22 protein-coding genes are annotated in these 20,287 nt (G+C 71.8%); 13 read left to right on the forward strand and 9 right to left on the reverse strand.

Translation table 11 applies throughout. The annotated features are described in order from the left end of the window. Positions 1-215: 215 nt before the first annotated feature. Positions 216-1,310, reverse strand: coding sequence for a 3-deoxy-7-phosphoheptulonate synthase (locus ABZ794_RS27045; RefSeq protein ID WP_210784558.1), 1,095 nt, complete (start codon positions 1,308-1,310; stop codon positions 216-218). A 273-nt stretch (positions 1,311-1,583) separates the two neighbouring features. Here ABZ794_RS27045 and ABZ794_RS27050 point away from each other — a divergent pair, with 273 nt between their 5' ends. Next, on the forward strand, positions 1,584-1,802 hold the full coding sequence (locus tag ABZ794_RS27050) for a hypothetical protein (protein WP_210784559.1): 219 nt from the start codon (positions 1,584-1,586) through the stop codon (positions 1,800-1,802). Here ABZ794_RS27050 and ABZ794_RS27055 read toward each other — a convergent pair. Further along, complete coding sequence (locus ABZ794_RS27055; protein ID WP_210784560.1) at positions 1,769-2,506, reverse strand: phosphodiesterase; 738 nt, start codon at positions 2,504-2,506, stop codon at positions 1,769-1,771. The genes ABZ794_RS27050 and ABZ794_RS27055 overlap by 34 nt on opposite strands. 103 nt (positions 2,507-2,609) lie before the next feature. On the opposite strand from ABZ794_RS27055, the gene ABZ794_RS27060 reads away from it, so the two are divergent. The 4 genes from ABZ794_RS27060 (at position 2,610) to ABZ794_RS27075 (ending at position 7,029) form a co-directional block, all read left to right on the forward strand. Next, the gene (locus tag ABZ794_RS27060) at positions 2,610-3,899 is read left to right on the forward strand and encodes a pitrilysin family protein (protein ID WP_210784561.1); all 1,290 of its coding nucleotides are present in this window, start codon (positions 2,610-2,612) and stop codon (positions 3,897-3,899) included. Next, entirely contained in the window at positions 3,896-5,233 is a 1,338-nt protein-coding gene (locus ABZ794_RS27065; RefSeq protein WP_357518180.1) for a pitrilysin family protein, read from the forward strand. The genes ABZ794_RS27060 and ABZ794_RS27065 overlap by 4 nt, the downstream gene beginning before the upstream one ends. A gap of 162 nt (positions 5,234-5,395) precedes the next feature. Continuing rightward, positions 5,396-6,421, forward strand: coding sequence for an aspartate-semialdehyde dehydrogenase (locus ABZ794_RS27070; protein ID WP_357518182.1), 1,026 nt, complete (start codon positions 5,396-5,398; stop codon positions 6,419-6,421). 167 nt (positions 6,422-6,588) lie between these two features. Beyond that, positions 6,589-7,029 carry a PPOX class F420-dependent oxidoreductase gene (locus ABZ794_RS27075; protein ID WP_210784591.1) on the forward strand — a complete coding sequence of 147 codons (441 nt, stop codon included), beginning with the start codon at positions 6,589-6,591 and terminating at the stop codon, positions 7,027-7,029. 15 nt (positions 7,030-7,044) lie between these two features. Here the strand turns inward: ABZ794_RS27075 and ABZ794_RS27080 are convergent, their stop codons facing one another. Then, positions 7,045-7,623, reverse strand: a complete 579-nt coding sequence (locus tag ABZ794_RS27080) for a nucleotidyltransferase family protein (protein WP_357518184.1) — start codon at positions 7,621-7,623, stop codon at positions 7,045-7,047. 180 nt (positions 7,624-7,803) lie between these two features. Here ABZ794_RS27080 and ABZ794_RS27085 point away from each other — a divergent pair, with 180 nt between their 5' ends. From ABZ794_RS27085 to ABZ794_RS27110, 6 genes are all read left to right on the forward strand, one after another. Next, a complete protein-coding gene (locus ABZ794_RS27085) occupies positions 7,804-8,220 on the forward strand; it encodes a CBS domain-containing protein (protein WP_091405600.1) in 417 nt (138 codons plus the stop codon). 209 nt (positions 8,221-8,429) lie between these two features. After that, positions 8,430-8,801: an SCP2 sterol-binding domain-containing protein gene (locus ABZ794_RS27090; RefSeq protein WP_210784565.1), complete on the forward strand. Its 372-nt coding sequence runs from the start codon at positions 8,430-8,432 to the stop codon at positions 8,799-8,801. Continuing rightward, on the forward strand, positions 8,801-10,861 hold the full coding sequence (locus ABZ794_RS27095; RefSeq protein WP_357518187.1) for a glycogen debranching N-terminal domain-containing protein: 2,061 nt from the start codon (positions 8,801-8,803) through the stop codon (positions 10,859-10,861). The genes ABZ794_RS27090 and ABZ794_RS27095 overlap by 1 nt, the downstream gene beginning before the upstream one ends. 95 nt (positions 10,862-10,956) lie before the next feature. Then, positions 10,957-11,709, forward strand: coding sequence for a lysophospholipid acyltransferase family protein (locus ABZ794_RS27100; protein ID WP_210784567.1), 753 nt, complete (start codon positions 10,957-10,959; stop codon positions 11,707-11,709). Positions 11,710-11,782: 73 nt separating this feature from the next. Continuing rightward, positions 11,783-12,391, forward strand: a complete 609-nt coding sequence (locus ABZ794_RS27105) for an isochorismatase family protein (RefSeq protein WP_357518189.1) — start codon at positions 11,783-11,785, stop codon at positions 12,389-12,391. 4 nt (positions 12,392-12,395) lie between these two features. Next, positions 12,396-13,376 carry a DJ-1/PfpI family protein gene (locus ABZ794_RS27110; protein ID WP_238688570.1) on the forward strand — a complete coding sequence of 327 codons (981 nt, stop codon included), beginning with the start codon at positions 12,396-12,398 and terminating at the stop codon, positions 13,374-13,376. On the opposite strand, the gene ABZ794_RS27115 is transcribed toward ABZ794_RS27110, so the two are convergent. The 5 genes from ABZ794_RS27115 to ABZ794_RS27135 form a co-directional block, all read right to left on the reverse strand. After that, the gene (locus tag ABZ794_RS27115; RefSeq protein WP_357518191.1) at positions 13,258-13,980 is read right to left on the reverse strand and encodes a hypothetical protein; all 723 of its coding nucleotides are present in this window, start codon (positions 13,978-13,980) and stop codon (positions 13,258-13,260) included. The two genes, ABZ794_RS27110 and ABZ794_RS27115, sit on opposite strands and share 119 nt — an antisense overlap. Before the next feature lie 72 nt (positions 13,981-14,052). Further along, entirely contained in the window at positions 14,053-14,766 is a 714-nt protein-coding gene (locus ABZ794_RS27120) for a response regulator transcription factor (RefSeq protein WP_210784571.1), read from the reverse strand. After that, positions 14,739-15,947 (reverse strand): hypothetical protein, encoded by a 1,209-nt coding sequence (locus tag ABZ794_RS27125; RefSeq protein WP_357518193.1) that lies wholly within the window; start codon positions 15,945-15,947, stop codon positions 14,739-14,741. The genes ABZ794_RS27120 and ABZ794_RS27125 overlap by 28 nt, the downstream gene beginning before the upstream one ends. Beyond that, the gene (locus ABZ794_RS27130; protein ID WP_357518256.1) at positions 15,937-17,115 is read right to left on the reverse strand and encodes an ATP-binding protein; all 1,179 of its coding nucleotides are present in this window, start codon (positions 17,113-17,115) and stop codon (positions 15,937-15,939) included. The genes ABZ794_RS27125 and ABZ794_RS27130 overlap by 11 nt, the downstream gene beginning before the upstream one ends. 119 nt (positions 17,116-17,234) lie before the next feature. Further along, complete coding sequence (locus ABZ794_RS27135; protein WP_210784573.1) at positions 17,235-17,630, reverse strand: VOC family protein; 396 nt, start codon at positions 17,628-17,630, stop codon at positions 17,235-17,237. Between the two features lie 139 nt (positions 17,631-17,769). Here ABZ794_RS27135 and ABZ794_RS27140 point away from each other — a divergent pair, with 139 nt between their 5' ends. Beyond that, complete coding sequence (locus ABZ794_RS27140; RefSeq protein ID WP_238688574.1) at positions 17,770-18,768, forward strand: hypothetical protein; 999 nt, start codon at positions 17,770-17,772, stop codon at positions 18,766-18,768. Positions 18,769-18,821: 53 nt separating this feature from the next. Here the strand turns inward: ABZ794_RS27140 and ABZ794_RS27145 are convergent, their stop codons facing one another. Further along, complete coding sequence (locus tag ABZ794_RS27145; protein ID WP_091405580.1) at positions 18,822-19,145, reverse strand: plasmid stabilization protein; 324 nt, start codon at positions 19,143-19,145, stop codon at positions 18,822-18,824. Positions 19,146-19,510: 365 nt separating this feature from the next. On the opposite strand from ABZ794_RS27145, the gene ABZ794_RS27150 reads away from it, so the two are divergent. Beyond that, entirely contained in the window at positions 19,511-20,257 is a 747-nt protein-coding gene (locus ABZ794_RS27150; protein WP_357518197.1) for a GAF and ANTAR domain-containing protein, read from the forward strand. Positions 20,258-20,287: the final 30 nt, after the last annotated feature.

The following is a 20,287-nucleotide window of genomic DNA, read 5'->3' on the forward strand; positions in this document are numbered from 1 at the left end:
GACCTACAACCCACTGCGCCCCACCCCTCATGTGTGCCCGGGGGCGGCGCTGGTGTCGGTGTGCAGGTCGCCTCTCGGCGAGTGGCACTACGCGGCTCCAGCCGGACGGTATTCCGCGAAGGCTATTTAGGTGAGGCCCGGGGACACTGGACACACCGACACCCCTGTCAACGAGCCGACCCCCGCTCGTGTTCCGTGCGCTGAGGTGTTGGCGGTCACACCGTCGTCGGCAGGGTGGCCCGCCGGGCCCGCACGGCCGAGGCGAGGTGGTCGAGCACCTCGGCGGTGTCGTCCCAGCCCAGGCACGCGTCGGTGACCGACCGGCCGTACTCCAACTCCCGAGTCGGGTCGAGCTCCTGCCGGCCGGGCAGCAGGAACGACTCCAGCATCACGCCGGTGATCCCACGCTGGCCGGCGGCCAGCTGGGCGGCCACGTCCGCGGCGACCAGCGGCTGGTTGCGGTGGTCCTTGCCGCTGTTGGCGTGACTGGCGTCGATCACCAGCCGCTCCGGCAGATCGGCGGCGCGGAGCAGGTCGAGTGCCCCGGCGACCGACTGGGCGTCGTAGTTGGGTCGGCCGCCCCCACCGCGCAGCACCAGGTGCCCGTCGGTGTTGCCCCGGGTGTGCATGATCGCCGGGGTGCCGGAGAAGTCGATGCCGGGGAAGACGTGCGGCACACCGGCGGCGCGGATCGCGTCCACGGCCGTGCCGATGCTGCCGTCCGGGCGGTTCTTCATGCCGATCGGCATGGACAGGCCGGAGGCGAGCTGGCGGTGCACCTGGCTCTCCACGGTGCGGGCACCGATCGCGCCCCAGCCCACCGTGTCCGCGATGTACTGCGGGGTGATCGGGTCGAGGAACTCGCAACCCACCGGCAGGCCCAGGCGGAGCACGTCGAGCAGCAGCGCCCGAGCCAGCCGCAGGCCGGTGTTGACGTCCCCGCTGCCGTCCAGACCCGGGTCGTTGATCAGGCCCTTCCAGCCGACCGTCGAGCGGGGCTTCTCGAAGTAGACCCGCATGACGATCAGCAGGTCGTCGGCCAGCCGGTCGGCTGCCGTCCGCAGCCGCTGCGCGTAGTCGAGGGCGGCGGCCGGATCATGCACCGAGCAGGGGCCGACCACCACCAGCAGGCGGTCGTCCTCGCGGTCCAGTACGCGACTGACCGCGCGACGGCCGGTCAGCACGGCCGCCGCGAGCGGGGCGTCCAGGGGCAACTCGTGGTGCAGCAGGGCGGGCGTGGTCAGCGGCACGACACGGTCGATCCGCTGATCGCTGACCCGATCGGTCTCCGGGGTCGTCACGGTGGGCATCCTTCCGCCGACCGTGCCCGGGGCCGGTGCCCGGGACGAGCCGGCTGCTCGTACGCAAAAGGGCAGGAACGACAGCTCCTGCCCAGCCGGCTCGGTCCGTGGTGACGTCAGTTCATGGGGAAGTCACCGGCGTGCGAGCCGGCCGCCTAAACCATCGATAGGAACGCGTCACCGGGCCAGCGTACCCGACCGGAGGCGGTCACCCGGACTGTCGTCCCAAGATGCGGGGCGGACATCGCGTGCCGGGGGCGCGGTCGGGGTAACAGGGGTGCCATGACACACGAGCAGAGCGATCAGGAGCGGGTGGAGTCCCGCGCGCACCACCTCCTGCCTGAGGAGAAGGCGGTGGGCAGCGACGACCCGGAGGCGCAGGCGGAGGCCATCCTCGCCGAGTCGGACATCCGCGAGGCGGACCAGAACGCAGCCCCGGACACGGTGCTGGAGCGCCGTACCTCGGATCAGACAGTGGTGGCGGTCGAACCGCCGGACTGAGCGGTTGCTCCACGGGCCCGACGAGATCCCCGGTAGGTCTGGTCGCGCAGCCAGGCAAGCGGGCCTGCCACCCGCAGTTCGGGTGGCAGGTTGCGCACCGGGTCGAACGCGAGCGCCGCGTCCTCGTCGGCGCTGAGCTGAGCATCGAGGCTGACCTGCCCGACCAGCCGCCAGGGCCCCACGGCTGACGCGACCGCGAGCACCAGGCGCGGGGTGTCCGTCCGGGTCGCGGCGGCCGCCGAGGCCAGGCTGCGACCGAGGTCGGCCGAGTCGGGGTCGGCCAGCGCGGCCAGCCAGAGCCGACGCCGACCCGCGCGGTAGCAGGTGATCGTGCTGTACGTGCCGGTGAAGCGGCGTCGGGGCAGCGGCAGGTTCCGCAGCACCGGGGCCGCGCCGCTGGAGCTGACCAGCAGGTCGAACGGTCGGCCGCCGTCGCGGTGCAGGCGCAGTGCGAGGCCCAGAACGTCGGGCCAACTGCCGGGCGTGGGCGTCCCCTTGGAGAGCCGGATGATGGTCCGGTACCGGCCGGGGTGGTCCAGCAGGGCGACCCCGGTCGGCGGTCCGGGCGTACCCCAGATCACCGTCTCGCCGACGAACGAGCGACCGGCCGGATGCAGCAACCGGCCGCGGCGCAGCCGGCCGAGTGCGGTGCTGGCGCGTTCGACGGCGGTGGCGGCCCGGGACGGAGGCGGGGTGACGGTCATTGCTCACCGGTACCCCGCGCGGCGGCTCCGATGCGGCCCGGGTCGGCTCGCCGACCGACCGCACGTCACCTTTCCGCCTCCGAGATCGGATAGCGTCGGGGGCATGCCCGACAGCGGTTACCCCTGGCCCATTCAGACGTCCCGACTGGACAACGGCCTGCGCGTGGTGGTGAGTGAGGATCGCACCGCGCCCGCCGTGGCCGTCAACCTCTGGTACGACGTCGGCTCCCGGCACGAGCCGGCCGGGCAGACCGGTTTCGCCCACCTCTTCGAGCACCTGATGTTCGAGGGCTCGGTGAACGTGGCGAAGACCGAGCACATGAAGCTGATCCAGGGCTCGGGCGGCTCGCTCAACGCCACGACCAACCCGGACCGGACCAACTACTTCGAGACGGTCCCGGCCGAGCACCTGGAGCTGGCGCTCTGGTTGGAGGCCGACCGGATGGGCGGCCTGGTCCCCGCCCTCACCCAGGAGACGCTGGACAACCAGCGGGACGTGGTGAAGAACGAGCGCCGGCAGCGCTACGAGAACGTGCCGTACGGCGACGCCTGGCTGCGGTTGCTGCCGCTGCTCTACCCGCCGGGGCACCCCTACCACCACGCCACGATCGGTTCGATGGCCGACCTGAACGCCGCCGACCTGGGCACCTTCCAGGCGTTCCACCAGACCTACTACGCGCCGAACAACGCGGTGCTGACCGTGGTCGGCGACGCCACCGCCTCCGACGTGTTCGCGCTCGCCGACAAGTATTTCGGCGCGTTGCCAGCCCGCGACGACATCCCGCCGGCACCGGACGGCCGCAACGTCCCCGCCACCGGGCAGACGGCCGTCGAGTCGGTGAGCGCCGACGTGCCGGCGCCACGGGTCTACATCGCCCACCGCAGCTACCCGTTCGGCAGCGCGGGATACAACGTGATCACCGTGCTCGCCACCATCCTGGGCAGCGGCCGGGGCAGCCGGCTCTACCAGCGCCTCGCCGACGGCGAGCGGATCGCGCAACCGGACCTGGTCGGGGCGTACGGGGTGGACCTCGCACACGCCCCGGCACCGCTGATCGCCACCGCCACCGCCCGCCCCGGAGTGAGCGCCGAGCGGCTGGCCGAAGGGCTGGCCGAGGTCGTCGACGAGTTGGCCACGGTGCCGGTCACCGCCGCCGAGCTGGATCGCGCCAAGGCGTTGCTCAGCACCGGGTGGTGGCGTCAGCTGTCCACCGTCGACGGCCGCGCGGACCTGCTCGGCCGGTACACCACGCAGTTCGGTGACCCGGCCCGCATCGCCGAGCAGTTGCCGGCCCTGCTCGCGGTCACCGCCGAGCAGATCGCCGAGGCCGCCGCCGAGGTGCTCGCCACCGACCGGGTGACCCTGACCTACCTGCCCGAGGAGACCTCATGACGCTGATCGCCGACCGTCCCGGCCCGGGTGCCGCCCGCCCGTACCGGTTCCCGCCGGTGGTCCGCCGCGCCGCCGCCGGTGGTCAGGTCGTCGCCGCGCACCTGCCGGGGCAGAACCTCGCCGTGGCCCTGCTGCTGCTCGACGTGGGCGCGGGCCAGGAGCCGGTCGGCAAGGAGGGTCTGTCCGGCGTGCTGGCCAAGGCGTTGGAGGAGGGGACCGCGCAGCGGGACGCCGCCGCGTATGCGCTCGCCGTCGAAGGGCTCGGCACCGCGTTGTCGACCGGTCTGGACTGGGACTCGTTCCAGGCCAGCGTGGTGATCCCGGTGGACCGGCTGAGCGCGGCGGTGGAACTGCTCGCCGAGGCGGTCCGGACGCCCAGGCTCGACCCCGTCGACGTACGCCGGGTCCGCGACGACGAGGCGACCGCACTCCGGATGGACTGGGCCAACCCCGGCCCTCGCGCCGACGCCGCGCTGCGCGCCGACCTGTTCGGCGCCCAGAACCGCTGGGGACGGCCGATGCACGGCGACCCGGAGTCGGTCGCCGGGTTGGACGTGGAGGACGTGACGGTCTTCCACTCGGAGTGGTTCCTGCGCCCCGGCACCCTGATCGTCGCCGGTGACCTGGACCGGATCGACCTGGACGCGCTGGCCGCCGCGGCGTTTGCCGGCACCGGTGGTGGCCCCGCCGAGCGGGGCGGTCCCATCGAGGTGCCGCTGCACAGCGGTCGGCGGATCATCCTGGTGGACCGGCCCGGCTCGGTGCAGTCCACGCTGCGGCTGGGCCACCCGTCACCACACCGGGCGCACCCCGACCACGTGCCGATGACGCTCGCCGGCACTGTGCTCGGCGGGGCGTTCACCTCCCGACTCAACCACCTGCTGCGGGAGGTGCACGGCTACACCTACGGCATCCGGGGCGACTTCGCCGCGTCGCGGCGGTTCGGGCGGTTCGCTGTCAGTTCCGGCGTGCAGACGGCGGTCACCGCACCGGCCCTGGTCGAGGCGGTGGGCGAGATCACCCGTACCCAGGCCACCGGGGTGACCGAGGAGGAGCTGGAGGTGGCCCGCTCCTGGCGGGCCGGGCAGCTCTCGGTCGAGTTGCAGAGCCCTCGGGCGATCGCCTCCGCGCTGACCACTCTGGTGGTGCACGACCTGCCGGACGACTACCACGCGCGGTTGCGCGAGTCGTTGCTCTCCGCCGACGTGGACCAGGTCTCCGCGGCGGCAGCCACCCACCTGCACCCGGAAGCTCTCACCCTGGTCATCGAGGGCGACGCCGCAGTGATCCGCGACGACCTGGAGGCCACCGCCCTAGGAGATCTCCTCCCCTAACCCGCGCCGGACGAACGTCGTTGATCAAGAGGTTTGCGTCATCCGGAGCACGGTTTCTGACGCGAATCTCTTGATCGACAGATGTAGGGCGGGTGTGAGGTGGGACCCGGGGGGTGGGAAAGGGGTCCCGGTTTCGGGGGTGGGGTCGGTAGCCTCGCGGGCATGAGGATCGGCATTGTGGGGGCCACCGGCCAGGTCGGTGGCGTGATGCGGCAGGTGCTGGCGGAGCGGGAGTTCCCAGCGGAGCAGGTGCGGTTGTTCGCCTCGGCGCGGTCCGCCGGGCGTACGCTGCCGTGGCGCGACGGCGAGGTGACAGTCGAGGACGCCGCTACCGCTGACTATTCCGAGCTGGACATCGTGCTGTTCTCGGCCGGTAAGGGCACCGCTCGCGAGTTGGCGCCCCGGGTCGCCGAGGCCGGCGCCGTGGTGATCGACAACTCGTCGGCGTTCCGGATGGACCCGCAGGTGCCGCTGGTGGTCGCCGAGGTCAACCCGCACGCCGCCCTGGACCGACCCAAGGGCATCATCGCCAACCCGAACTGCACCACGATGGCCGCGATGCCGGTGCTGCGTCCGTTGCACGCCGAGGCCGACCTGGTCGGCCTGGTCGTCTCCACCTACCAGGCGGTCTCCGGTGCCGGGCTGGCCGGCGTCGCCGAACTGGACGAACAGGTCCGCAAGGTGGCCGAGCACGCCGCCGGGCTGGCCTTCGACGGGTCGGCAGTGGAGTTCCCCGCGCCCCGCTCGTTCACCCAGCCCATCGCCTTCAACGTTCTCCCGCTGGCCGGTTCGATCGTCGACGACGGCTCGTTCGAGACCGACGAGGAGCAGAAGCTCCGCAACGAGAGCCGCAAGATCCTGGAGATCCCCGACCTGTTGGTCTCCGGCACCTGTGTCCGGGTGCCGGTCTTCACCGGGCACTCGCTCCAGATCAACGCCCGGTTCGCCCGGCCGCTCACCCCGCAGCGCGCCCACGAACTGCTGGCCGACGCGCCCGGGGTGGCACTGACCGACGTCCCGACGCCGTTGCAGGCCGCCGGCCAGGACCCGACCTACGTGGGCCGGATCCGCGTTGACGAGACCGTCGAGTACGGGCTGGCGCTGTTCTGCTCCAACGACAACCTGCGCAAGGGCGCCGCGCTGAACGCGGTGCAACTCGCCGAGCTGGTCGCCGCCGAGCGCCGCTGACCGGCACGGTCGCCGAAACACCGAACTCTCACCGAGCCCTCGCCGTCCGTCGGCGAGGGCTCGGTGCCGTTCCGGGTGGTCGCCCCGCCGTTCCGGGTGGTCGCCAGCGGCGGCCGGCAGGTCGTGCTTGGATGGGTTCGAGACGATCGTCCAACCTGGAGGACACCATGCCGGATGACCACACCCAGCAGGCGTTGACCGATCTGGTGGCCGGCCGCTCGATGGGCGTGCTCGCCACCATCAAGCGGGACGGGCGTCCGCAGCTGTCCACGGTGCTCTACTCCTTCGACCGGGACGCGGGCCTGATCCGGGTCTCGGTCACCGACGGCCGCGCCAAGACCGCCAACCTGCGCCGTGACCCGCGTGCCAGCTTCCACGTGAGCAGCGAGGACGGCTGGGCGTACGCGGTCGTCGAGGGTCGCGCCGAACTGACCCCGCCGGCCACCGAACTCGGCGACGAGACTGTCGAGGAGTTGGTGGCGCTCTACCGGGGGCTGAGCGGCGAACACCCCGACTGGGACGAGTACCGCCAGGCCATGGTCGACGAGGGACGGATCGTGCTACGCCTGCACGTCGAGCGGCTCTACGGGATGCCGCCCCGGGGCTGACCCGCCCACAGCCGATCAGCCCGGCTCGATCACTGTCACGCCGGGCCAACGTTGCGCCGGCCGGTGCCGGGCCAACCGCTCCCGCGACCGGGCCACGTCCACCCGGGCCGAGTTGTGCCGCCACACCCCTGCCAGCAGATCCGTCAGGCCGTACGGGGCGCAGACCCGGAGTCGGCCGGCCGGGTCCAGGCTGACGGCCACCGCTGTCGCGTACTCCGGCCAGGTGGCGACCGCCTCGGCCACGCTGCGGTACGGCGCGATCGGGTCGCCCCCGAACTTGGCCGCGTACCAGGTGTGCACCGCCGCCTGGTTGCGCGCCTGCCATGGCGGCTGCGGCCACATCTCCGCCAGCCGGGCGGTGGCCCGGTCGTCGTCGACGCGGGTCAGCCGCACCGGGTCGAAGAAGACCACGTCGACGTCGCGGACCCGCGCCGGGTCGAACCCCTCGCCGTACCGCTCGCCCCAGACCAGGTCGCGCAGGGCGCCCGCGCCGATCCAGGCGTCCGGCAACCCGGAGTCACGCACCACCGTCAGCGCCCGGGTCAGCCAGTTGCTGCCGGCGACCAGTTCCCGCAGCTCATCCTCGCCCGTCATCATCCGCCCACCGTAGGCAGCCCGACCCTGCGGCGGGAAACCTCCCGGTTGCTGTCGTTCAGCGACGGGGTCCTCGCAATCACGAACTGCGACACCCGCGCGGATAGGCCGGGGCCGTCGGCGTTACCCCCTCCCGGGCGGCGGGTAGACGGGCCGTGCCGACACCGAGAGGGGAGCACCATGACAACGGTCGGAGAGTTCATGACGACCCGGTTGGTGACGATGGACGGCAACGACACGCTCATCGCCGCCGCGCAGGAGATGCGTGACAGCGCGATAGGCGACGTGGTGGTGACCGACGGCGACAGTGTGGTCGGCATCGTCACGGACCGGGACATCACGGTCCGAGGCGTCGCGGAGAACATGGACCCGGGCTCGACCCGGTTGAGCCAGATCACCACTCGCGACGTGATCACGGTGAGTCAGTACGACGATGCCGTGGCCGCCGCGGACCTGATGCGGACGTACGCCGTACGCCGACTTCCGGTGATCGACGACGGGCGCCTGATCGGCCTGGTGTCGATGGGTGACCTCGCGGTCGAGCGCGAACCGCAGTCGGTCCTGGCCGACATCAGCGCCGACGACCCGAACAACTGACCCGTCCGCCGCGGCGCGCGCCGGCTCTCCCTTCCGGGAGGGCCGGCGCTGTGGCGTCTCCACCGGGGCGGGGCGGGCTCACCCGATTTGGGCGAGGTTGACCAGGGGAGCGGCGGGGACCCGTGCGGGGACGTGCAACGCCGGCCGTCCGTGCGACGCGAGCGCGGTGGGTGGGATCCCCGGCCCGGCAACTGGGAGGAGTGGACCCGATGGTGGACGCGACCACGAGGTTCTTCGAGGACCTGGACCGGCGGGGGTACGAACCCCTGCTGGCCAAGACCTCCGGGACGCTGCGGATCGACCTGCACGAGGGGGCGCAGACCCGGCACTGGCTGCTGAGGATCGACCACGGCCGGCTGAACGTCAGTCAGGAGGACCAGGAGGCCGACACGGTGATCGGCGCGAGCCCTGTCCTCTTCGACGACATCGCCTCGGGGCGCGAGCACGGCCTGGCCGCGCTGTTGCGGGGGGACATGACGGTCTCCGGTGACGCTCGGCTCGTCGTACAGGTGGAGCGGATCTTTCCGGGTGCCCCGGACGCCCGTGGGCCGCGTCGGCGATTCGCCGGGGAGGTGCACTGATGGGGCAGAGCAACACGATCCGGATCCTGGACGGCAACACGTTCGTCGTCTGCGAGGACACCGGTGACATCGAGGCGACGCCGAGCGAGCCCACCGGGCTCTTCTCCATCGACACCCGGTTCCTGTCGACCTGGGTGCTGACCGTCAACGGTGAGCGACTCAACTCGCTCTCCTACGACGACCTGCAGTACTTCGAGTCGCGATTCTTCCTGGTCCCGGGAATGGCAACGCACTACGTGGACGCCAAGCTGTCGATCATCCGGGAGCGCACCGTGGGCGGCAGCTTCTGTGAGCAGCTGACCATCCTCAACCACGACGAGAAGCCGGTCGACCTGGAAGTCCGGATGGACGCCGCGTCGGACTTCGCCGACCTGTTCCAGGTCAAGGACGAGATCCTGAACAAGAAGGGCGAGATCTACACCGAGGTGGAGTCGGACCGGCTGCGGCTGGGGTACCGGCGGGGCAACTTCCGGCGGGAGACGGTCATCTCGTCGTCGATGTCGGCCCGGTACGACAGCAAGGGCTTCGCGTACACCGTGCACCTGGAGCCCAACGAGCAGTGGGACGCCTCGATCGACGTCCAGACCCACGCGGTGGGGCCCGGCGGCCGGGACCTGCGGTTCGGGCTGCGCAAACACGGCACCGAGCGGCTCGCTCTCCAGCACGACCTGGAGAAGTGGATCGCCGACGCACCGAAGGTCAACAGTGAGCACGGCCGGGTGGCCAGCACGTATCGGCGCAGTCTGATCGACCTGGCGGCGCTGCGCTTCTCGCCGCTGTCGCTTGGCGGCGCCACCCTGCCCGCCGCCGGTCTGCCCTGGTTCATGACCATGTTCGGCCGGGACAGCATCCTCACCTGTCTGCAGACGCTGCCGTTCACCCCGCAGTTGTCGAAGACGACGCTGCGCATCCTGGCGTCCCTTCAGGGCAGCCGGTTCGACGACTTCCGGGACGAGGATCCGGGGCGCATCCTGCACGAGATGCGCTACGGCGAGACCGCGGCCTTCGAGGAGCAGCCACACTCGCCGTACTACGGCTCGGTCGACGCGACGCCGCTGTTCATCGTGCTGCTCGACGAGTACGAGCGGTGGAGCGGGGACGTCGCGCTGGTCAAGGAGTTGGAGCAGGAGTCCCGGGCGGCGCTGAGGTGGATCGACAACTACGCCGACCTGGTCGGCACCGGCTACATCTGGTACGAGCGACGCAACACCGACACCGGCCTGGAGAACCAGTGCTGGAAGGACTCCTGGGACTCGATCTCCTACTCCGACGGCACGCTGCCGCCGTTCCCACGGGCCACCTGCGAGGTGCAGGGGTACGCGTACGACGCGAAGGTCCGCGCGGCGCGGTTGGCGCGCGAGTTCTGGGGTGACCCGGAGTTCGCCGACCAGTTGGAGCGGGAGGCGGCAGAGCTGAAGGAGCGGTTCAACCGGGACTGGTGGGTGGACGACGGCGAGTACTTCGCCCTGGCCCTGGACCCGGACGGCCGGCAGTGCGACATCCTCAGCTCCAACATCGGCCACCTGCTGTGGAGCGGGATCGTCGAACCGGAGCGGGCGGAGAAGCTCGCCGCGCACCTGGTCGGGCCGCGGCTCTTCTCCGGCTGGGGGGTGCGCACCCTCGCCGAGGGGGAGGCCCGCTACAACCCCATCGGCTATCACAACGGCACGATCTGGCCGTTCGACAACTCGTTCATCGCCTGGGGCCTGCGCCGCTACGGCTTCGCCGACGAGGCCGCGACCATCGCCAACGGCATCCTGGACGCGGCCACGTACTTCGACGGCCGGTTGCCGGAGGCGTTCGGCGGCTACCCGCGGGAGCTGACCAAGTTCCCGGTCGAGTACCCGACGGCGTGCAGTCCGCAGGCATGGTCGACAGGCACGCCGCTGCTGCTGCTGCGCACCATGCTCGGTCTGGAGCCGCACGAGGGTCACCTGGCGGTCGAGCCACGGCTGCCGGTGGGGATGGGTCGCATCGAGGTGCTGGACATCCCCGGTCGTTGGGGCCGGGTGGACGCGTTCGCCAGGGGTCGACTGGACCTGGACAAGCTCTCCGACTGACCGATCCGGCCGCCGAACCGGCGGTGGCGCGCCGCCCGCGTCGCCGCCGGTTCGCCACCCAGCCGATCCCCAGCCGGTCAGGGTAGATTCTGCGAATGCCGGAGCTCGTGTACCCGCCCGTTATCGCCGCCGCCAAGACGTTGTTCCGGGTCCTCGACCTGAAGATCACGATCGAGGGCGCCCACCACGTACCCCGCACGGGCGGGGCGGTGTTGGCCAGCAACCACGTCAGCTACCTCGACTTCATCTTCGCCGGTCTGGGCGCGAACGCGTCGGGCCGGCTGGTCCGCTTCATGGCCAAGGATTCGGTCTTCACACACAAGATCTCCGGCCCGCTGATGCGTGGGATGCGGCACATTCCGGTGGACCGGCAGGCCGGCGCGGCCTCGTTCCGCGCCGCCGTGGGGGCGCTCAAGAAGGGCGAGGTCGTCGGCGTCTTCCCCGAGGCGACGATCAGCCGGTCGTTCACCGTCAAGGAGCTCAAGAGCGGCACGGTCCGGATGGCCCGCTCGGCGAAGGTGCCGGTGCTGCCTGTCGCGTTGTGGGGCACCCAGCGCCTCTGGACCAAGGGCCGCCCGCGCACTCTGACCCGCCGGCACACGCCGATCACCATCCTGATCGGCGAGCCGATCAACCCGGCGGACTTCCCGGACCCGAACGTGCTGGCCGCCGAGCTGACCACCCGGCTCAGCGCCCTCGTCGACCGGGCGCAGCGGGACTATCCGGACACCCCCGCAGGCCCGGACGACACCTGGTGGCAGCCCGCGCACCTGGGCGGCAGCGCGCCGACACCGGAGGAGGCCGCCGCTCTGGACGCCGCCGCCGAACACCGCGCCCCCACGCCCTAGTTGGCCGGATCGTTCCGCACCCGGGCAGAATGGTGTCTGCCGGCGCGAACGCCGTCCGACCAGGATCGACGTCATGAGCAGAGCAGCACTCGTCGTGATCGACGTGCAAGAGTCCTTCCGTCAGCGCCCGATCTGGGCGTACGGCTCCAACCCCAACGTGATCCGCCAGGTCGACCGGCTGGTGACTGCCGCCCGGCAGCGCGGCGACCTGGTGGTCTGGGTCCTGCACTCGGAGCCCGGCACGGGCGGGTTGTTCGACCCTGCTCTCGGGTACGTCCGGCTGATCGACGGGCTGGTCCCCGCCGAGGGTGAGGCGACGCTGGTCAAGACCGCGCACAACGCGTTCACCACAACGAACCTCCAGCAGCGGCTCACCCAGGCGGGCATCACCGACATCACCGTCTGCGGCATCCGCACCGAGCAGTGCGTGGAAACCACCACCCGGGTCGGCGCGGACCTCGGCTACCGGATGACCTTCGTCACCGACGCCACGCTGACCTTCCCCATCCCACACCGGGACCTGCCGGAGACCGCCACGGTCGCGGAGATCCTCGCCGACCCGCGCACCCTGACGAACGAGGAGATCGTGACCCGGACCGAGTACGCGCTGGCTGGCCGCTTCGCGACCATCCGCACCGTGGACGAGGTCACCGGCGCGACCCTCGCCGGCAGCCGGGGCTGACGTCGTGACCCGGGTCGTCTTCCTGCTGGTCCCACAGCTGCACCTGCTGGACCTCGCCGGGCCGGCCCAGGTCTTCTCCAGCGCCGCCGACCTCGGGTACGACTATCAGCTGCACTACGTCGCGGAGCGCGAGCAGGTGCCCACCGTGCAGGGCGTACCACTGGTCGCCGACACCCGGTGGCCCGAGCTAGCCCCGGACGACCTGCTGATCGTGCCCGGTTGGCGGCCGGCGGCACACGGGCCGCAGGGACCGGTGTCGCCCGGCGACCTGCGGCGGCTCGCCGAGCACCACGCGGCCGGTGGCACCGTGGCCAGTGTCTGCGCCGGGGCGTACGCGCTCGGGCGGGCCGGACTGCTCGACGGCCGACGCTGCACCACCCACCACGAGGTACAGGACGACCTGGCCCGCCGGCACCCGGCGGCCCAGGTCGTCCGCGACGTGCTGTACGTGGTGGACGACCGGGTGGTCACCTCGGCGGGCATCGCCAGTGGCATCGACGTGGCGCTGCATCTGGTGGCTACCCGGCACGGCCCGGCGACCGCCGCGAAGATCGCCCGCACGCTGGTCGTCTACGCGCGCCGCAACGGCCACGAGCCGCAGGCCAGCGCGTTGATGCGGCACCGCTCACACCTGTCCGACTCGGTGCACCGGGTGCAGGATCTGATCGACAGCCGGTACGCCGAGCCCCTGCCGCTTGCCGAACTGGCCGCCGCGGGTGGCGTGGCCGAACGAACCCTGACCCGGCTCTTCCGGGCGAGCACCGGCCTCACCCCGCTCGGCTACCAGCAGCTGCTCCGGGTGGAACGGGCCGAACACCTGATCGGGCACGGCACCACTGTGGAAGCCGCCGCCCGGGCTGTCGGTTTCACCGATGCCCGGATGCTGCGCCGCCTGCGAGCCCGCCCCACTCTGTCGGATCCGGTCTCGAGCGGTAGTAGTCGTCCCGGGAGTGGAACTCCACAGGCAACGAGCCGGGCAGCGTGATCCGGGTGTCGCCGGCGAGCAGACCGGGGCCGGCCCGCACCAGCAGCACGTCGCGCTCCTGGGCCGAGAGGTCGACCAGTTGTGGACGGTTGAGCCGGAACATGGCCACCGCCCGGCGGACCTGCCGGGCCAGCGCCACGACCTCGGCGGTCGTTCCGCTGAGGGCCAGCGCCGGCTGCTGAATGGTGCGCAGCGCGTCGCAGACGATCAGCAACTGCGCCGGGGCGTCCGGCGCGCTCGCCGGAAGCTCCAACCGGGACGGCCACTGCCAGCGGACCTGACCGCTCATCAGGCCGTTCAGTCGAGCCGGCGGTCGGGCCCGGTGCGTGCCGTCGGCGACCAGCGACAGCTGCGAGCCACTGCCCACCCAGCAGATCCGCTGGTCGGTGACGGTCACCGCGACCGGCTCGGGCATCTGCCAACGGCGTCGTACCTCGCTGGGCCCGAGCAGGTAGCCCGCGACCAGCAGCCGGTGTCGCCGGAGCAGCCGCTCGCCGGGAATCGGTCGCAGGTTGTAGCGGCGGTCCAGGGTCGGGCCCACGTCGTCGTCGGGGGCGTCGAACCGGTGGGGACCGATGAAGAAGGGGGACGCGTCGGCGTGCATCGTCACGACCTTCCGGTCAGCTGGCTGTGTACTGAAGCCTTCCGGACCGCAGCGCCCCTGTCATGACGCCTGTTAGGGGGTCGGCCGGTCGTGTGTCGCCTGTGACCGGTAGATGCCGATCTCCTCCGGGCGGACGAGACCGTCCTCGATCGCACGGGCGAGCAGTGCCGCCTTTGTGGCGGCTGGTCGCCCCGCCCGGGTGTACTTGATCCGCGCCCGGTCGACGTACTGCTTCACTGTGTGCTCGCTGATCTGCATCCGCCGGGCCACCGACGCCTTGGACATCGACTGGAACCAGAGCAGCAGTGCCTCACGTTCCTTGTCGGACAACATCGGCCGGTCCGGCCGTGGGTCGCCGACCATCGCACCGGCCAGCGCCGGCGGCACGTACGGGCGGTCGCTCGCGGCGGCCAGCACCGTTTCCACGCAGTGTTCCCGGCCCTCGTGCTTGGCCAGGAACGCCACCGCCCCGGCGTCCAGCGCGGCGAGCATCGTCTGCGGGTCGGTGTGCTCCGAATAGACCACCACCCGCCGGCCGGCGGCGCTCAGCTCGGCCAACTTGTCCAACGCCATCCGCCCGTGCAGTCGCAGATCGAGCAGGACGACGTCGGCGTCCGGCGCGGCCCGCAGCACCGCGTCCGGGTCGTCGCCGGTGGCGAGCACCGTCAGGCGAGGCTCGGTGGCGAGCCAGGCGCGGACCCCCTCGACCACCACCGGATGGTCGTCGACGATCGCCACCCCGACCGGCCGATCGCCGCTCACCGCCGCCACCGGGTCTGCGCCCATCTGATGTTCCCGTCCCGTTCGTAGAGGTACTGCACCGGCCCGTCGTCGTGCTCCCCGGGGGGCGGGCCGGTCGACTCCGGCCCCTCCCGATCCGGGGTGACCAGGCTGACCACCACCTCGTCCGAGCCGGAGACCACCGTCAGACGCGCCCATCCCCGGGCGTCGGCGAGGGTGCCGGTGAGCGGGTCGGCCAGCCGGCGGCGGACCTCCACCGGCAGTGGCGGCGGGGTGCCGATGGTGACCAGGTCGATCGGAAGGCCGTTGCGTTCCGCCAGGTCGGCGGCGGCTCGCAACTCGTGCAACAGCGGGTCGGGCACGTCGTCGGACTCGGCGATCAGCCGGCGCAGCCGGGCGGCGGCCAGCATGCACCGGCGCTGCACCTCCGGGTCGTCCGGGTCGGCCTGGCCGCCGGCCAGGTCCCCGAGGACCCGCCCGGCCGCCGAACTGACCAGAGCGAGCCGGTCCCGGCGTTCCCGACGGCCCCGCTCGGCGGCATCCCGCTCTGCGGCCATCGCGTGACCGGTGGCCGAGACGGCGGCCCGTTCCCGAGCCAGGCCGACGATGACAGTGCTGCCCACGAAGACCGCCACCGGCAGGGAGAACGTGCCGTAGACGTACATCACGTAGCGTGCGACGTCGGCCGGATCGGGGCCGTGCACGAGCACGGCGACCAGGGCGATCAACGCGTGCGTGCTGAGGAGCGCGATCAGCCCCATGACGCGCCGGCCCCACACCGCGAGCACGAAGAACCAGCCCAGCGTGCCCCACACCCAGTTGGCGGCGGTGAACAACTGCCGCTCACCGGCCGCGGCGAAGACTGCCGCGTCGACGACCAGCAGCAGCCCGGCCAGCGGCCACGGCGGCAGTGGCGAACCTTGCAGTAGCCGTACCCCGGCCACCGCGCCGGTCACGGCGACCAGTATCCAGGCGCCGAGCACCACCGCTGGCGCGGCGAACTCCGCGCGGGCGGAGAGCACCGCCGGCAGCGCGATCGCGACGTGCCAGGCCAACGCGATGGCGACGGCGGCGATCCGGGCACCCCGGTCGGACGCGTGCGCCACGGCGGCCGGCGCGGCGAGCGCTGCGGGGGAGTCCGGCTCCCGGGGCGTCGGAACGCTGGTCCGGTCCGGTGCCTCCGGCGCGTCGGTGGGGTGTGCCGCGGCGTTCAGGTCAGCCGACACCGGGCCACTCCAGTCGGATCCGGGTGCCCGCGCCCATGGCCGAGTGCACGTCGGCCCGGCCACCGACCGTCGCCATCCGGCCGCGGATCGACTCGCGCAACCCGTACCGGTGCGGTGGGACGGTGGCCAGGTCGAAGCCGGGGCCGTCGTCGGCGACCTCGACCACGACGCCGATCGCGTCGCGGGTCAGTCGCAGGGTGGCCCCGGCGCCCGGCGCGTGGCGGACCACGTTGGACAGCGCCGCGTAGGCGCTCTCGCTGATCGCGTCGGCCACCCCGACCGGGACGGCGCAGGACGCCAGGTCCAGCCGTACCGCAAGCTCGGGCAGCCGGCCGACCACCAACCGCAACCGCCCGTCGAGCGGCACCGGGCCGTCGCCGGCCACCGGGCCGACGTCGGTGAGCGTGACGAGGGTACGCAGGTCGGCCGCGCACCGGTCCCGGAAGACGGCCGAGGGCCCAGCCACCGCGCCCAGCCCCACCATGGTCAGCGTCCCGAGCACCGTGTCGTGCAGGTCGCGGTTCTGCTGGCGTTCGGCCTCGCGGGCGGCGCGCGCGACCAACGCCTCCCGGGTCAGCCGCTGGTGCTCGACGAAGGCGCGGTCCGCCCGGCCGATGCGTCGGCGCATGACCGCCGCCATCATCGCCGTGCAGGCGGTCTGCGCCAGTAGCGTGGCCGCGTGCGCCCGAGCTTCGGTGGGGTTGCCGGCGGCCTGCGCCCCGGTCACGTAGGTGGCTATCACGAGCAGCCCGGCCGGGATCGACCAGCGGGCCGAGGTCGTGGCCTGTGTGTTGATCACCGTGGTGCTGGCCAGCACGGCGATCCAACTGCCCTCGCCGGGCAGCACCTCGGGCGCCACCAGCACCGGGATGAGCAGGCAGGTCAGCGCGGTGACCGCCACGTCACCGGCGACGAGGCCGGGGCCGATGCCGTGGCGCAACGCGCGGTGCGCGTACCAGAGGGACCAGCCGGTCAGCACGGCCACGGCGGGCAGCAACACCGCCTGCTGCACCGGCGGGGTCTGCACCGACACGGCCACCGCCGCGCCGAACAGCCCGCAGCTCAGCCGCAGCAGCGCTGGCAACGTGGTGAAGATGAGGCCCAGAGCCCCGCCGGCCGGATTGTCGAGCGTGGGCGGCGGCACGGTTGGGGTGGCAACGGCCGGCATCGGGAAGTGTCCTTCCGACAACGACCCGGTCCGGGTCCACGCGGCGTAGATCGACATCGGACAATAGCATGGTGGACCGTGACGGGGTGATCCTTTGTGTGCGGAGTGTCGCTAATGTGTCACTCTGTGCTGCGGGGCTGAAGGAGGTCCCAGCGGTTGCCGTAAATATCGACGAACACCGCTACCGAACCGTACGCCTCGTGCCGCGGTTCCTCCAGAAAACGCACCCCGGCCGCCACCATCCGGGCATGGTCCCGGGCGAAATCCTCCGTGTAGAGAAACAGCCCGACCCGGCCGCCGGTCTGGTCGCCGATCCGAGCCTGCTGCTCGGCGCTGCTCGGCCGGGCCAGCAGCAGTGCGGTCTCCCGGGCCCCCGCCGGGCGGACCACCACCCAGCGTGAACCGTCGGGTCGGGCGGTGTCCTCCACCAGTTCGAAACCGAGGTCGCCGACGTAGAAGTCGATCGCCTCGTCGTACTCCCTGACCAGCAGCGCGACAAGTCCCAGATGTGCCATTCGGCCATTCTGCCGGCGGACGCCCCGGGCCAGCCGGCGACGCCCCCACCGGTCGCCCACGTCACGCCTCGGGCTGGCCGGCCGGAACCGGACGCGTCTGTCGTCCGTCTCATCCTCGGGTGGAAGGGTGGTGAGCCGGATGCGCTCGTCCCGGACGGTACTGGCGGTGGCACTGCTCGGCATGGCGATGGGTGGCTGCGGTGGCACGGTGGTCGGGCCGGGCGATCCGAGGGAGCCCGGTCCGGCCCAGATCGTCGACGGGTGGACCTCCTGCGCCGAGGCGGCACCCCGGGCCGGCGAGATGATCACGGTGCCGACCACGGAGACGTCGCCACCGGCCGGGACAGAGCCGACGATCGGTCGCATCGACCCGGCGTTCACCCCGGTCGCGGCCGTGATCTGCGGGCGTGAGATTCGGCCGGGCCCCAACGGCGGCCAGGAGCAGATCGCCACCGAGCGACGCGCCGAGCAGATCGCACCGCTGCTCACCGCACTTCGCCTGCCCAGCGAGCAGACCGGCGGGGAGGTCGCCTGCACCCTCGAGATGGTCATCCCGCCGTGGTTGGCCCTGGTGGACGACCGGGGGCGCTGGCTGCGGCCCCACATCCCAACAGACTCCTGCGGCAAGCCTCGCGCCGAGGTGATCGCCGCGTTGGCCGGGCCGCGGTGGACCACTGTGGACACCCGTACCATCCGGCAGATCGAATCCGCGGCGGCCGAGGCCGCCGGATGCGCGCAGCAGTGGACGGACATGGTGTGGGTGGAGACCCGGAACGGTAGCCCCAGGCCGCCCGGGCCGGGGCTACCGCCGGCCGCCGGGCCGCTGCGCCTCTGCGTCTACCAGGTGCCCGCGTCGCTTCAGGAAGGCGAGAAACCCGCGGGCGACTTCGTGTACGGCGGTCCGCTGCCAACCGAGCGCCAGGCGGGCGTGCTCCGGGCGCTGTCCAACCGCCGGGCCGTGACCGACTGTGCCACCCCGGCGACCCGCTTCGCGGTGCTACGCCCGCTCGAAGGTGCAGGCCCCGACCGGTACGTGGAACTCGATGGCTGCCGCCGTTTCCTGGTCGCGCCGGCGAGCGGCGCTGCGCAGCTCGGCCAGGGCGACGACACGCTGGTCGCCCTGCTGAAGCCCGTCTGAGCCGACTCGGCAGGTCCAGGACGCCCGCCGTGTCGGGGCGGGCAACGCGGCTGCTACTTCGACAGGGCACGCTCCAATTCGCTCTTCGACATCGAGGAGCGGCCCTTGATGCCGCGTTGCTTCGCCTCGTTGTACAGCTGCTCCTTGGTGCGACCCTGGGCGCCGCTGTGGGAGCGCTTACCGCCACGGTGCCCTGACGACACGTCGTTCCGGGAGGACCGGCTCGCCGTTCGGGACTCACCGGAGCGGGCCCGTTCCTTGTTGACGGTGCGGGCCGCGATCTCCTTGGCCCGCCCCGAGGAGGCGCCCCGCTGTTGCGCGCTCTCCTTGATGTGCTCGTACTGTCGTTCTCTCTTCGGGCTTGATCCTGCTGGCATCGGTGCCTCCCACCTCCGCTGTCGGGTGCGGTCGAGGCCCGGCTCGTGCGCTGCTGAGCTGACGTCGGCACATTCCGAGCCGGGGCATGGTGTTCACGCTGTCTGAGCACGATGCCCCGCCGTCCGGGGGGTCAAACGGGTGCGCCCGAACCGATCCGGCTGCTTCGGGGACGTTCCACTCCGCGTCGTATAGTTGTCGCCGCAGCCGACGCCTGTGCGTCGGTCAGTCAGCGTCCAGCAGCGGGCGCCCGGGCTCGGTTGGCGAGTCCGTGCGGCGCCCCGTGCTCGCGGTGCGCCATCACCACGCGCGCTGCCGTCGCCTTCCTGCAACCGGTACGCGCCCCGGGCACGAGGACCTTGAAGTCATGGCACAGCAGCCCATTGACCCCAATGCGGCGATCTCCGAACTCGGTCAGATCAAGCTCGGCGAAACCGACCTGTCTGGAGTGTTGACCCAGGTCTCCGAGTTGGCACGGCGAACGGTCCCCGGCGCCGAGGAGGTGTCGGTGACGTTGCTGAAGCAGGAGGGTGCGCACACCGCAGCGTTCAGCGGTGAGATGGCGCTGCAGCTCGACGAACTGCAGTACGAGCATGGTGAGGGTCCCTGTCTGGAGGCGGCCAGAGACTCCGCCGTCGTGTCCGTCCCCGACATGTCCGAGGAGATCCGCTGGCCGCAGTGGGCGGCCGAAGCCGTGCAGGGCGGAGCGCACAGCTCACTGTCGATCGGGTTCCCGATCCAGGAGTCCGTGCTCGGTGCGCTGAACATCTACGGGGTCGAGGCGGGTGCCTTCGACGACGACGCGGTCGCCCTCGCAGAGACGTTCGCGGGGTACGCCGCTGTCGCCCTCGCCAACGCCCACCTCTACGACACCACCGCCACCATGGCCGCGCAGATGCAGTCGGCCATGCAGAGCCGGGCCGTCATCGAGCAGGCCAAAGGCATCATCATGGGCGAACGCCGCTGCACCCCCGACGAGGCGTTCGCCGTCCTGGCGAAGGTTTCCCAGGACTCCAACCGCAAGCTGCGGGAGGTCGCTGCCGCCCTGGTGGAACGGACCACCCGACCGCCGGGTCTCAAGCGTGACCGCGGTGCGTCCGGCAACCTACCGTAGGCTTCCGGCAACCGACTGCTGTTCTCCGGA

Source organism: Micromonospora sp. NPDC047187, from assembly GCF_040643355.1.
Lineage (GTDB): Bacteria > Actinomycetota > Actinomycetes > Mycobacteriales > Micromonosporaceae > Micromonospora > Micromonospora salmantinae.